Raw genomic sequence first — 13,571 nt, 5'->3', positions numbered from 1 at the left:
GGTGTCCAGGCAGCGAACACCAGGTCTCCGGCGTCGCCGGACAGTGCCGCGCGGCGCGAAGTGACCTGGGACCCGCGGCCGGTGCCGACTTCGGCCTGGCGATCAACGACGTGAACAGCGCGGGCACCGTGGTGGGGCACGGCGCGAGGATCACCGGCTCGGTGGAGGGCTTCCCGACCTGGAGGTGGTTCCCGGTCCGCTCCCGTGACGGGAAACTGGAGCAGCTGCCGGTGCCCGCCGGCTCGTACGACGTCCAGACGAGCGTGGTCACGGAGAACGGGGACATCTACGGCGGCGGTTACGGAGCCGACCCGAACTACCGTGAGGTCTACATGTGGCCGGCGGCCCAGCCCGGCACCGTGGTCAAGCTGTCCGGCTTCCCCAAGGGCAGCAGGGTTGAGGGCGTCGACACCGACGGCACGGTGGCGGTCACCGCGGAGGACGACCCCGCGGGCACCTGGCGGCCGTATCTGTGGAAGAACGGCACGGCGAAGCAGCTGCTGATACTGGCCGGCGCGGCCCACGCCCAGATCACCGGGATCTCGAACAGCAAGGTCATCGGTGACGCTCTGACCTCCAGTTTCGCCCGGTCGGCCGTCATGTGGGACAAGGAGGGCAAGGCGGCGGCCCTGCCCAACGGCCAGGGCACCAGCGCCATCAACAGCCAGGGGCTGATCCTCGGCACCAACAAGAGGCTGGTCGCCAGTCTGTGGCAGACGACCACGAGTGTGGGTGCCGCCCCGAGCGACGGTGTGCTGAACGTGCTCGTCGACGACGGATCGCTGGCGGGCGCGAAGGCCTGTCCGGGCGCCACCTACCCGCGGTTCCCCGCGGTCTGGGCCTGTGGCTGATCCGTACCGCCGCTGACCGCGCGGGGGCCGGCCGTGAAGGCCGGCCCCCGCGCTGTTCCGGCTGCCGGACGACACGGGCTGCCGGACGACACCGGACGTCAGACGACAGCGGTGACCACGGACGACAGCGGTGCCGTAGCGCCTGACGGGCAATCGGGCCTGGGCGGAACCGGGGTCAGGTCAGTCCGACATGGCGACCAGGACCCGCCGCGGCCCGGTGAACGGGCGGCGGCCGTGCCCGACCAGCACGTTGTCGATGACCAGCAGATCGCCCTCGTGCCAGTCCACGTCCACCGCGTGCTCCAGGCCCCGGTCGCGCACCTGGAGCACGTACGCGTCCGGGATCGGGCTGCCGTCCGCAAAGGTCACGTACTGCGGCAGCTCGTCCGCAGGCATGATCTGCGCCAGGGCCTTGGCCGTCTCGTCACCGAGTGAGGCCGGGTGCCACTGGTCGGACTGGTTGAACCAGACCTCGGCCCCGGTGTGCGGGTGGCGGACCGTGGAGTGGCGCACCTGGCTGGTCCTCAGGCTGTCGCCAGGACCCCAACTCCACTCGGCCTGGGCCCCTTTGAGGAAGGTGTCGACCTCGTTCCGGTCGTCCGTCTCGAAGGTGTCCTGCCAGCTCTTGCCGAGCCCCCGGCCGCCGTGCAGGTTCTGTGTGTAGCGCACACCGCCCGCGAAGGCCTCGCGCACCTCGTCGTCCAGCGACTCCAGCCACAGCGCAGCGTCGACGATCGGGGTGGCGCCGCCGGTCGCGGGCGCGACCGCACAGTAGAAGGCGAGGCGGGTCGGCCACGCGTGGGCGTACGACATCTCGTTGTGCATCGAGATGGTGTAATCCTGCGGGTACTCGGTCGAGGTGTAGACGTTCGAACCCACCTTGGTGCGCGGTGAGTTGCCGTGCACATAGGCGAGACGGCGTGGCAGGAGACGGTCGAGCACCGGGTCCAGGCCGTCGTCGGGCACCTTGAACCCGCGGAAGACCACGGCCTTCTCCCGGACCAGCAGTGTGTCCAGGCCGGCGGAGTCCAGGTACGCGGCGAGCGCTTCCGGAGTGGCCTCGGCGCCGATGTCACCCGGCGTCACCTCGAACGGCGCCCAGCCGTTGCGGTCGGTCATGGTCGATTCCTCTGGTGTGTGGGCGGGCGGGTCAGCTGGTCGGCGCGGCGAGTCGCGACAGGTAGGAGGTGTAGGAGAACAGGACTCCGTCACCCTGGCTGGAGACGGCGTACAGCGAGCCGTCGCCGCCGGTGGCCAGCTGGTTGACCCTGACACCGCGGGTCAGTGAGGTGTCTGCCTGCCAGGCGGTGCCGGTCCAGCGGATCAGCTTCGGGTACTGGCTGCTGGGTGTGTTGACCCCGGCGAGGACCTGGCCGTTGTAGGAGCTGAACGAGACCACGGCCTGGGAGTCGGCGGAGAAGTCGTGGCGCGTCCAGGACGTGCCGTCCCAGTGGCTCGTCTTGGCGCCGGAGTTGACCCACACATCGTTCGGCCCGTTGCCGAACACCTCGCGGAGCGTGCCCATGCTGCCGGCGGTCCCGGTGAGGGGCACCTCACGCCAGCCGGTGCCGTCGTAGTGCATGGCCAGCGGTTGGGTGCCGCGGCTCCCGACGGCCCAGACGTCGTTCTCGTTGCGCACGTCGACGGCGTCGAAGGTGCCGTCGACGTCGGTGAACCTGGTGGTCTTCCAGCTGCCACCGTCCCAGTGGCCGACCGCCGGATGCCAGGTGGTCGAGCCGTCGGGGTCCTCGCCCCGGACGCTGCCCGCGCCCCACACGCTGTTCCGGCCGGCCGCCTCGGCGTCGTTGATCTCCAGGCTCTTGGGCTCGGGGTTGAGGTTCGCCGACCAGGTACTGCCGTCGTAGTGGTGGATCCGGAAGTCGACGTCGGCAGACCACCTGGACCCGATGACCCACAGGTCGTCGTCGGCCGTGCCGGCCAGGGTGTCGGCCGCGGCGTCGGCGGGCGGGGTCAGCTGCTTCCACGCCGTGCCCGACCTCTGCCACACCCGCACGGTGGGTGTGCACTCACTGGCGTCGAAACAGATGCTCTCGCTCCTGGCGAAGAGGCCCTGGCTGCCGACCGGCAGGATAAAGACCTTCTGGGTGGTGATCGGCACGGTCAGCGTCTCCCAGGACGTCGCGGCGCTCGCGGGCGACGCGACCAGTCCGACGCCGACGCCCGCGGCCGTGGCGAGGACCGTGGCGGTGCGCCGCCATAAGGAGGTGCTCCGTGTGCTCCACGTGCCCCATAAGGAGGTGCTCTTGGTCATGTGTGCTCCCATGTCGTTTCCGGTGGGGTTGCGTAAGGCCATGACGTGTCGGGTCATGGCAGGAAGCGCTCGGCTTCCACACCGGGCCCTGGGCGCGCGGGCGGCGCCGGGAACGGCGTCGGCAGGCGCGATGCGCACGACGGTCGCCTCCGGCGCGATCCTGCGGTGAGCCCCTATCACGGGCCTATACCGCCGGTGTGCCGTCGGCCGCGCGGTCCGCCGTGAGCCGCGGATCAGGCCCGGTGGGCGAGCAGCACGCGGTGCATGGGGGTGTCGAGCAGGGCGACGCGGCGCAGTTCGGAGTCCGCCAGCCACTGGTCGTAGTCGTGCAGGGTGTACGCGTCGCCGCCACCGGTGGCGAGCATCGAGGCGGCGAACAGCCGGAAGAACTTGTTCTGGACGGAGCCGGAGCCGCCGTCGTCGTCGACGATGTGGTCGGCGATGGCGATGAGGCCGTTCTGGGAGAGGCTCTTCGTGGACTTCAGCAGCAGCTCCCTGGCCGACTCCGGGGTCTGCAGATGGAAGATGTTCACGAAGAGGGCCAGATCGACGTCGGTGCCCCAGTCGTCGTTCCAGAAGTCCTTGACGACCACCCTGAACCGGTCGGCCACGCCCAGCTCTTGTGCCTGCCGCGCCGCTATCGCGGTGATCTGCCCGGTGTCCAGGCCGTTCGCCGTCAGCGCCGGGAACTCGCGCAGCAGCAGCTGGCTGTAGATGCCGGTGCCGCAGCCCACGTCCAGCACCTGCGCCGACTCCCCGGTGGACCAGCCGAGTTCACGCAGCGCGTCCGCGAGCGTGCGGACGATCGGCGGCGCCCAGAAGTTGATGCCGCGCACCAGCGAGGTGTAGTCCTCCTCCGAAATCTGGTTCACCCGCTCCCCACCGGTGGCGTCGCGGGCGCCGCTGCGTACGTTCTCGGCGAGATTGCGCCAGGCGTTCCAGGCCACGTTGCGGTCATGGCTGATCTTCCCGGCGAGGCTGTAGAGACCGTTCGGCGAGAACACCTCCTGCAGCTCCGCCGGCAGGGTGTAGACGGCCTGCCCGTCGGCGCCGGGGCTGCGCCGGACCACGTCGTAGGCGGACAGCCCGTCCAGAAGCACCCGGGTGGCGCGCAGGTCGGTGTCGAGGATCTCGGCGAGCTGCACGGCGGTGGCCGGGGCAACGGTCAGCGCGGAGAAGGCACCGAGGTCGTGCGCGGCCTCGATGACGCCGGGTGCCCACAGGGCGATCAGGTGCTCGTAGAGGCGGTGCGCGGCCTGCGACTCGGCCTCGATGCCGGTCAGGTGGGCACTGTCGACGAGCGAAGCGAAGCTGGCGGACGTGGTGGCGGTGGTGTCGCCCGGGGCAGTCACGATGTGCTTCTCCTTGGGGTGGCCTTCTGGCGGGAGGCAGTGGGGGGCAGGACGATGCTGCGGATCCGGGCCGTGGGTCCGATGCGTGGCGGAGCCGACTCGTACCGGACCCGACCGGATCCGCGAAGACCTGACCGGACCCGACCGGACCCGACGGGCACAGTCGACCTGTCATGGGTTCCGTTCGACGCGACCCGCACCCTCTCGGAACGTGCTCCGCGACGGCGAGGCCGGGGGACAGGCGACGACCTGGGCCGCGAACGACAGGCCCGCGCCGAAGCCGAGGAGGAGCACAGGAGCTCCGCCGGGAACCTCCCCGCGCTCCACGAGCTTCGACAGGGCGAGAGGGATGCTTGCCGCGGAGGTGTTGCCGGAGCCGACGACGTCGCGCGCGATGATCGCTCCGGTGGCGCCGAGTTGCCTGGTCACGGCCTCGATGATCCGCAGGTTGGCCTGGTGGGTGACCACGGCGGCCAGGTCCGGGACGGCGACCTCGGCACGCTCGCAGGCCTGGCGGGCAACCGGTGCGAGGGAGGTCAGCGCCCAGCGGTAGACAGTGCGTCCCTCCTGCCGGAAGAGCGCGGGCGGACCGGACGGACCGGTGGTCCCCAGGGTGATGGCCGAGCCGTCCTGCGGGCGTGAGCCCCACACCACGGGACCGACGCCGTCGGGCTCGTTCCCCTCGGCGGCCGCGATCACCGCCGCGCCCGCGCCGTCGCCGAAGATGACGCAGGTGGAACGGTCCTGCCAGTCGAGGAAGTCGCTCATCTTGTCCACGCCCACGACCAGCGCGACACGGCTGCTGCCACCCTGTATCGCCAGGGCGGCGGTCGCGAGCGCGTAGCTGAAGCCGGCGCAGGCGGCGTTGAGGTCGAAGACGGCGGCGTCGGGTATCTCCAGCCGCTGGGCGACACGGGCGGCGATGCTGGGCATACGGTCGACGGCGGTGCAGGTCGCGACGATCACCAGGCCGATGTCGGCGGCATCCACACAGGCCCCGGCAACCGCCTTGGCCGCGGCGTCGGCCGCCATGTCGGTGACGCTCTCGTCCGCGGCGGCGATGTGGCGGGTCGCGATGCCGACGCGGGATCTGACCCATTCGTCCGAGGTGTCGACCATGGTGGCGAGGTCGTCGTTGGTGAGCACCCGGCTCGGCTGGTAGTGGGCGATCGACAGAATCCGGGTGCCCGACGGAATCCGGGGGCCCGGACCGACCGCGGTCAGCGGGTCACGTCCTGGCCGGGCACCTCGGACATCTGCGTCTGTCCGAGGGCTGGTCGGTGCCGGGCGGCCCTGTGTCCCGCCGTCCCGTTGTCCGTATACGGGGGACACAGGGGCCGGACAGCCGGCCGGTCCCGCGGCTCTTCCTGGGCAAACCATGGATCGCGCATGGTGTGCTTCTCCTTCGGTCCACAAAGGTGCGCCACGGTCTCCGTCCGTGGCGGTCGGACATGCGGTCAGCCGAGCACAGGGCCGCCACCCGGCCGGTCCACCCGGCTGCGCCGGTTGTCCAGGTGCGCGTAGACACGCTGCATCCAGCGATCACTCCCGTCGTACCGCGGGACGAACGAGGTGCGTCCGTGCACCGTCACCCGGTTGTCCACCACCGCCAGGTCACCCACCTGAAGGCGGTGCGCCGACATCGTAGTGACGAATGCGTCGCGCAGCGTGGCCATCGCGATCTTGGCCATGTCGTCCTGCGGATGCGTGGCGGCGAAGTCGACCACGACGTTGGGGTCGGCCAGGTCGCCCTGAAGGATCGGGTGCACCGAGCGGGCGCCGTCCCCGTTGCCGTCCTGAGCGCCGAAGGACGGCGGGGCGTCGGTCCGGAACCGCGGCTCGGCGAGCACCTGCAGCACATCGGCGTCGAGCAGCGGAAGCGCCCGGCGGATCGACGAGGTGCACAGCTTCGCGTCTCCGGTCGGGTCCTCCCGGATGGACAACAGGCCCACGTAATCGGGGCGGTTGGTGTGAAAGGCGTTCTCGATGTGCAGTTCGAGGAGCACGGAGCCGGCGTTGCTCTGTGACACCTCGTGGCCCGGAACCGGCACCACGTTCTGTACGAGATGGCCGTGCTTCTCGTTCCGGAACGCGATGACCTCGCCCAGCTGCAGCATCACCGTGGCGATGACGGCGGCGGCGGTCGTGGGCACGGGCTCCACCGAGTTCGGGACCCCCGGGGTCGGCGGCAGCTGCTCGCCGGCCACCATCGGCAGACCGCGGAGCATCAGGGTGCCCTGGGGGCCCGGGTCGTGTCGGAACGCCCGCAGGGCGCGCAGCAGCGTACGGGGGAGCAGCGAGGAGGCGTTGAGCGCCGCGGACAGCCACTGCGGGGTGTCGACGAGCGGATGGTCGGGGCCGGTGAGCGTCCCGGCCAGTGTGACGATCTCTGTCCGTTCCTCCGCGGTGACGTCATGAACGACCACCGGGTCCACGGCAGCGTTCGTGTCCGGTGCGACAAATTCAGGCATCTCGATCTGATGCATAGGCGACATTCCCCAAGTCCCACCTCGGAAGCGAGTGTTAAGGCACTGTGGGAAGCCGGTCTATAGCCGACCTATTACTGCTGGACAGCGTCTGGCGGCCCCCTGCCCGGCGAGAGCGGTGCCGTAGCCCCTCGGAAGGCGTTCACCAGCGGTCGTGGTGTTCCTGAGTAGTTCAGATATAGATGAAATATTGAATCTGTCTGAACAATCCAGCAGTCCGATCCAATGGGACACCAGGCTGGACGCGGCGAGAGGGAGCCTGTGAAAGGGAAGGTTCACACGGGGATTCTTGACACGATCGGAGATACCCCACTCCTGGAATTCGAGCGAATCTTCACCGACGCGCCCTTTCGGGTCCTTGCGAAGATGGAGAGCTTCAACCCCGGTGGCAGCATCAAGGACAGAACTGCGCTGAACATGCTGCTGGGTAAGATTCGTGAGGGAGAGCTCGACCCCACGCGGTCGGTGGTCGTGGAATCCAGCTCGGGAAATCTGGGTGTGGGACTGGCCCAGATCTGCCGGTACTACGGACTGCGTTTCATCTGCGTCGTCGACGGCCGCACCACGGGCCGCAACATCGCGGTGCTGCGCGCCCTGCAGTGCGAGGTCGAGATCGTCGAGCAGCCCGACCCGGTCACGGGCGAGTTCCTGCCGGCCCGGCTGGCGCGCGTCCGTGAACTGCTCGCGACCATCCCGCACGCCTACTGGCCCAACCAGTACGGCAACCTGCGAAATCCGGGCGCGCACCAGCAGACCATGCGGGAGATCGACACGGCCCTCGACGGGAAGGTCGACTACCTTTTCTGTGCCGTCGGGACGTTCGGCACTCTCCGCGGCTGCGCCGAATACGTTCACGAGCGCGGTCTGGGAACGACCATCGTGGGCGTGGACGCCGTCGGCAGTGTCATTTTCGGCGGGCCTCCCGCGCCGCGGCTCATACCCGGTCACGGTGCTTCGGTGCGTCCGGAACTCCTCGACCTCGCACTGGTGGACGAGGTGGTCCACATCACCGACCTGGAATCCGTGGCGGCCTGCCGTCGGCTTGTCGGCAGGGAGGCGGTTCTTGTCGGGGGGTCCTCCGGCGCCGTGGTCGCGGCACTGCACAAAATGGCCGACACCATCGAGCCCGGGTCCAATTGCGTGCTGATATTCCCGGACGGCGGCGACCGATATCTCGACACCGTCTATTCGGACGACTGGGTCACGGCGAAGTTCGGCGAAGTGGCGCACATGTGGAAATAGCTCAAAATGATGTGCGCAACAAAGTGTGAGTGCAATGAAGTATGTGCGCGATAAAGCGTGACTGATTCTGTGGCTGAAGAAGGAGTATCCGATGTCTGAACAGCAGACCGATGCCGGCCCTGTTTACTGCGTGGTCCTGAACGACGAAGAGCAGTACTCGATCTGGTGGGCCGACCGCGAGCTGCCGGCCGGCTGGCGCACGGACGGCACCAAGGGATCCCGAGAGGAATGCCTGGCGCACATCGGAGAGATCTGGACCGACATGCGACCGCTCAGTCTGCGGCGGCGCATGGAGCAGGAAGCCGCGAATTAGCAGGCACCGCCTTAGTTGCTGAGCCATTCCGAACGGGGAGCAGATATGGGCGCTGAGGCCCGATCGACCGACACAGCCGACGTATACGTCCCCCTGCACGTACGAGTCGAACGCCAGGCCGCGCTGACACCGTCGGCCGTGGCCGTGGTCGACGGGGCCGAGACATGCACCTACGCGGAACTCGTAACCCGCGCGGGGCTGTTGGCCCACCACCTCCGGCAACTGGGAGCCGCGCCGGAGACGGCGATCGGGGTCTGCCTGCCGCGAGGCATCGAGCTGGTCGTGTCCCTGCTCGCCGTCTGGAAGTCCGGCGCGGCCTATGTCCCTCTCGACCCCGAGCACCCGTGGGAGCGCTCCGCGTGGGTGCTCAAGGACACCGGGGCGGATCTCGTCGTCGTGGACGACGCCCTGGCCGCCCGGGTGTCGGACACCGGAGCGCGACCATTGGCGCCCACCTGTGCAGCGGGCCCGGACTCCCCCGCCGGGCCCGCGTCGGACGTCCCCGGCGAGCGGACGCCGGACACCCACGGCGAACAGGCCGCGTACGTCCTCTACACCTCGGGCTCCACGGGCCGCCCCAAGGGCGTGGTCGTCAGCCACGCCGGAATCGCCAACAGGGTCTCCTGGGTGGTGCGCCGGCACGGGCTCGGCCCGGCGGACCGGGTGCTGCAGAAGACGACCGTCACTTTCGACGCGGCCTGCTGGGAGGTGTTCGCCCCGCTGGTGTCCGGCGGAACGGTCGTCCTCGCACCCCGGGGCACGGAGGCCGACCCCACCACGTTGCTGCGCGCGGTCGCTGACCACGAGGTGACCGTGCTCCAGGTCGTGCCGTCCATGCTGCGCACCCTGGCGGACGAGCCCGGCTGGGCGGACTGCGCCGCACTGCGGCTCCTGTTCTGCGCCGGGGAACCCCTGCACGCGGAACTGGTCCAGCGCGTCCTGGCCCGGCGCGACATCGAGGTCTGGAACACCTACGGCCCGACGGAATGCTCGATCGACATCACGGCCCACCGGTTCGACCCCGCGCAACAGCACGGACCGGTACCGATCGGCAGGCCCATCACGGGCATGCGCGTACTCGTCGCCGACGCCGAGGGACGCCCCGTCTCCGTCGGCACCCGAGGCGAGCTGTACGCGGGCGGTGCCGGGGTCGCCCGTGGATATCTGGGGCAGCCGGAGCGCACGGCCGAGAGCTTCGTACCCGACCCCTACGCGACCGACGGATCCCGTCTCTACCGCACGGGTGACCTGGTGCGCTGGAGCGCCGACGGAACCCTCGAATACCTGGGCCGCGCCGACGACCAGGTCAAGGTCAACGGAGTACGGGTCGAACCCGGCGAGGTGGAGGCCGCCCTGGTGGCACATCCGCAGGTGCGGGGAGCCGTCGTCAGGGCGTTCACCCGTGACGGCACCACCCGCCTGGTGGGCTACGTGCTCCGCGGGGACGCCCGGGAAGGGCGACAGGCCGACTCCGACCTGAGGGGCTTCCTGCGTACCAGGCTGCCCGGCAGCCATGTGCCCACCGTCGTCGTCGAGCTCGACGCGTTCCCGCTCACCCCCAACGGCAAGGTGGACCGCCTCGCCCTGGCCGAACCGGCTCCCGAGGCCGACCAGGACGTCGTGGCCCCGCGCACCGACGCCGAGCGTCTTGTGGCGGACGTCTGGCAGGGACTCCTCGGCGGCGAGGACGTCGGGGTGAACTCCGACTTCTTCCGGCTGGGCGGCACCTCGCTCCAGCTGACACGTCTCGCCAACCGACTGCGCTCGGCGTCCGGCAGAGAGGTCAGGCTCCGGGAACTGCTCACCGCGACGACCGTCGAAGCCCAGGCCCGGCTCATCGAGGGATACGCCGAGGACGCCGGTGTGATCCCCAAGATCCCGCGTCCCACCAATGGTTCGGGCGAGCAGGGCGGCCTCCAGGTCTCCTACGGACAGCGCCGGCTGTGGTTCCTCGACCGGATGAACCCCGGCAGCCCGGAATGGGTGTCCGTCCTGCCGCTGCGGGTCCCCGCCGACGCGAGCGACGACACGGTCCGCCGGGCCCTGGACGCCCTGGTGGCCCGTCACGAGGCCCTGCGCACCCGGTTCGGCCTGGTGGACGGCGAGCCGACACAGTTCGTGATGCCGCCCGGCCCCCATGAACTGACGGTGGTCGAGACGGACCGGGACCACCTCCATCAGGTCCTCGCAGCGGCCGCCGAACGCGGCTTCGACCTGCAGACAGGGCCCGTGCTTCGGGCCCTGCTGGCCAGGGTGCCCTCCGAGCAGGGGGAGGCCGTTCTCTCCCTGGCGATCCACCACATCGCCTGCGACGGCTGGTCGTCGGCGATCCTCGACCGCGAGTTCCACGAGCTCCTGGCCGCCGAGATGAACGGCAGCCCGTCCCGGCCGGCACCGCCACGGCTCCAGTACGCCGACTACGCCGCCTGGCAGCGGACAGCCGAGGACGCCGCGTCGACCGAACGTGAGATCCAGCACTGGGCATCCGTCCTCGACGGCCTCGAACCGCTGCCGCTGCCCACCGACCGGCCGCGCCCGCCGGTGCGCGACGGACGGGGCGGCATCGTCGCCTTCACCCTGCCCGCCTCCCTCACCGAGGCGTTCGAAGAACTGGGCCGACACCACGGCACCACCCTGTACGAGACCCTGCTGACCGCCTTCGCCACGCTGCTGGCCCGCTACACCGGCCAATGGGACACACCCATCGGAACCCCGGTCGCCGGCCGGGACCGCGAGGAGACCGAGGACATCGTCGGGTTCTTCCTGAACAGCCTGGTCATCCGCTGCCGCCCGCACGCCGAACTCGGCTTCGACCGGGCCCTGGACCACGTACTGGGCGTCTTCCGCGAAGCGCTCGCCCATCAGACTCTGCCCTTCGAACGGCTCGTCGCGGCACTCGACGCCGAGGGCGACCTCGCCCGCACACCGCTCTACCAGGTCGCCTTCGACCTCCACGACGAGGAACTCACCGGATCGGCCGCACTCGACGACTTCCACTCCCTGGAAGACGCCTGGAGCGTGGCCAAGACCGACCTCAGCCTCTTCATGCGGCGGGCAGCCGACGGACGCATGATCGGCGGACTGGAGTACGCCACCGCGCTGTTCGACCGAACGACCGTCGAACGCCTCGCCCGCCACTTCGTCCGCGTCGTGGAAGCCGTCACCGCCGACCCCGGTCTGCCCCTGGGGGAACTGTCCCTCCTTTCCTCGGCCGAACTCGACCGACTCTCCGAATGGAGCCGCAACCCGGGCCCGCTGCCGACGGAGTCCCCCTACGAGACGTTCGAACGGTGGGCCGCCGAGACACCGGACGCGATCGCCGTGACGAGCGGCGGCACCGACCTTACGTACCGCGGACTCGACGAGCGGGCGAACGTCCTCGCGCACAGGCTGCGGGCCCTCGGAGTGGGCCCCGAGGACGTCGTAGGTGTGCTCCTCGACCGCGGCCCGGACCTGCTCGCGGCACTCCTCGCCGTCTGGAAGGCCGGCGGCGCCTATCTGCCGCTCGACCCCTCGCACCCCGCGGGACGCGTCAAGACCGTGCTGTCCGACGCCGGCGCCCGCGTCCTGGTGGTCGACTCGGCCGGCCGCGACCGGATCGGGCGGCCGCCCGGCACGCGCCTGCTGCTCACCGACGCGGTCACCGAGCCCACCGTGACCACCGCGCCCGACCGCACCCCCGACCTGGACCGCCTCGCCTACGTCATCTACACCTCCGGCTCCACCGGCCGCCCCAAAGGCGTGCAGATCACCCACGCCGGACTGGCCAACCACCTCGACTGGGCTGTGGCGGAACTCGCCGGGAGGGCCGACGTAGGCGCGCCGGTCTTCTCGTCCGTCGCCTTCGACCTGGTCGTACCCAACCTGTGGGCCCCCCTCATGGCCGGCCGGACCGTCACCCTGCTTCCGCAGGACCTCGACCTCGGCACCCTGGGACAACTCCTGGCGGAGGCCGGGCCGTTCGCCTTCGTCAAGATGACCCCGGCACACCTGGAGATCCTCTCCGACCAGCTGACCCCCGAGCAGGTACGCGCCCTGGCGAGTGTGTACGTGGTGGCCGGCGAAGCCCTGCCCGGCCGGCTCGTCGACGGCTGGGCCGCACCGGTGATCAACGAGTACGGCCCGACCGAGGCGTCCGTCGGCACCTGCGTCTTCCCGGCACCGGACGACGGCAACCGGGAGATCGTGCCCATCGGACGCCCCCTGCCGAACATGACGATGCGGGTGCTCGACCACCGGCTCCGGCCGGTGCCCGTGGGCGTGACGGGAGAGCTGTACGTCGGCGGCGCGGGTGTGGCCCGCGGCTACGCCGGCCGGCCAGCGCAGACCGGCGCCGCCTTCCTCCCGGACCCCTACGGCGCGCCCGGCGACCGGATGTACCGCACCGGTGACCTGGTCCGGCTGCTGCCCGGCGGCGAGGTCGACTTCCTCGGACGGATCGACCACCAGGTCAAGATCCGCGGTCACCGTATCGAGACCACGGAGATCCAGGTGGTTCTCGCCGACCACCCGCGGGTGCGCGAGGCGGTCGTCACCGTCCGGGAGACCCGGCCGGGGGACCGCAGCCTCGTCGCCCACTACGTGGCCGCGGGCGACACACCCCCCAGCCACGACGAGCTCGTCACCCACTGCACGGACCACCTGCCCCCCTACATGGTGCCGTCGGCCTTCATGGCACTGCCGGCACTCCCGCTCAACGCCAACGGCAAGGTGGACCGGGCCGCTCTCAGCGCACTTGAGCCCCGGACCGAACTGGACGTCGTGGCACCGCGCACCGTCGTGGAGGAGCGCGTCGCCGAGATCTGGATCGACCTCCTGGGCCGGGACGTGGGCGTGTACGGCAACTTCTTCCACACGGGCGGCAATTCCATCCTCGCGATCCGTCTGGTCGCGAGCCTTCAGGACGCATTCGAGATCGAGCTGCCGATGAGGGCCGTCTTCGAGGGTCCGACCGTCGCCGAACTCGCCACGGCCATCGAGGAATTGATCCGGGCCGAGGTCGAGGCACTGACGGACGACGAACTCATCGCTCAAACACTGCGGTTCGGGGAGTAG

9 protein-coding genes are annotated in these 13,571 nt (G+C 70.1%); 4 read left to right on the top strand and 5 right to left on the bottom strand.

Annotated features, from left to right (window positions below):
- The first annotated feature begins 110 nt into the window (after positions 1-110).
- Entirely contained in the window at positions 111-851 is a 741-nt protein-coding gene (locus OH768_RS13595; RefSeq protein ID WP_406453400.1) for a hypothetical protein, read from the top strand.
- Between the two features lie 180 nt (positions 852-1,031).
- Here OH768_RS13595 and OH768_RS13590 read toward each other — a convergent pair whose 3' ends face one another.
- From OH768_RS13590 to OH768_RS13570, 5 genes are all read right to left on the bottom strand, one after another.
- Positions 1,032-1,970, bottom strand: coding sequence for a TauD/TfdA family dioxygenase (locus OH768_RS13590; RefSeq protein WP_406453398.1), 939 nt, complete (start codon positions 1,968-1,970; stop codon positions 1,032-1,034).
- Between the two features lie 31 nt (positions 1,971-2,001).
- A complete protein-coding gene (locus tag OH768_RS13585) occupies positions 2,002-3,123 on the bottom strand; it encodes a hypothetical protein (protein ID WP_406453396.1) in 1,122 nt (373 codons plus the stop codon).
- Positions 3,124-3,356: 233 nt separating this feature from the next.
- A complete protein-coding gene (locus OH768_RS13580; RefSeq protein WP_406453394.1) occupies positions 3,357-4,475 on the bottom strand; it encodes a methyltransferase in 1,119 nt (372 codons plus the stop codon).
- Between the two features lie 171 nt (positions 4,476-4,646).
- Positions 4,647-5,672 (bottom strand): beta-ketoacyl-ACP synthase 3, encoded by a 1,026-nt coding sequence (locus OH768_RS13575; RefSeq protein ID WP_406465255.1) that lies wholly within the window; start codon positions 5,670-5,672, stop codon positions 4,647-4,649.
- Positions 5,673-5,932: 260 nt separating this feature from the next.
- The gene (locus OH768_RS13570; protein WP_406453392.1) at positions 5,933-6,946 is read right to left on the bottom strand and encodes a TauD/TfdA family dioxygenase; all 1,014 of its coding nucleotides are present in this window, start codon (positions 6,944-6,946) and stop codon (positions 5,933-5,935) included.
- 240 nt (positions 6,947-7,186) lie between these two features.
- Between OH768_RS13570 and sbnA the strand changes: the two genes are divergently transcribed.
- The 3 genes from sbnA to OH768_RS13555 all read left to right on the top strand — a co-directional run bounded on the left by sbnA (position 7,187) and on the right by OH768_RS13555 (position 13,571).
- On the top strand, positions 7,187-8,203 hold the full coding sequence (gene sbnA, locus OH768_RS13565) for a 2,3-diaminopropionate biosynthesis protein SbnA (RefSeq protein ID WP_406453390.1): 1,017 nt from the start codon (positions 7,187-7,189) through the stop codon (positions 8,201-8,203).
- Between the two features lie 91 nt (positions 8,204-8,294).
- Positions 8,295-8,516 (top strand): MbtH family NRPS accessory protein, encoded by a 222-nt coding sequence (locus OH768_RS13560; protein WP_359846047.1) that lies wholly within the window; start codon positions 8,295-8,297, stop codon positions 8,514-8,516.
- Between the two features lie 45 nt (positions 8,517-8,561).
- Entirely contained in the window at positions 8,562-13,571 is a 5,010-nt protein-coding gene (locus OH768_RS13555) for an amino acid adenylation domain-containing protein (RefSeq protein ID WP_406453388.1), read from the top strand.

Source organism: Streptomyces sp. NBC_01622 (assembly GCF_045209635.1).
Classification (GTDB): Bacteria; Actinomycetota; Actinomycetes; order Streptomycetales; family Streptomycetaceae; genus Streptomyces.
This window is presented reverse-complemented; position numbering and strand designations above follow the sequence as displayed.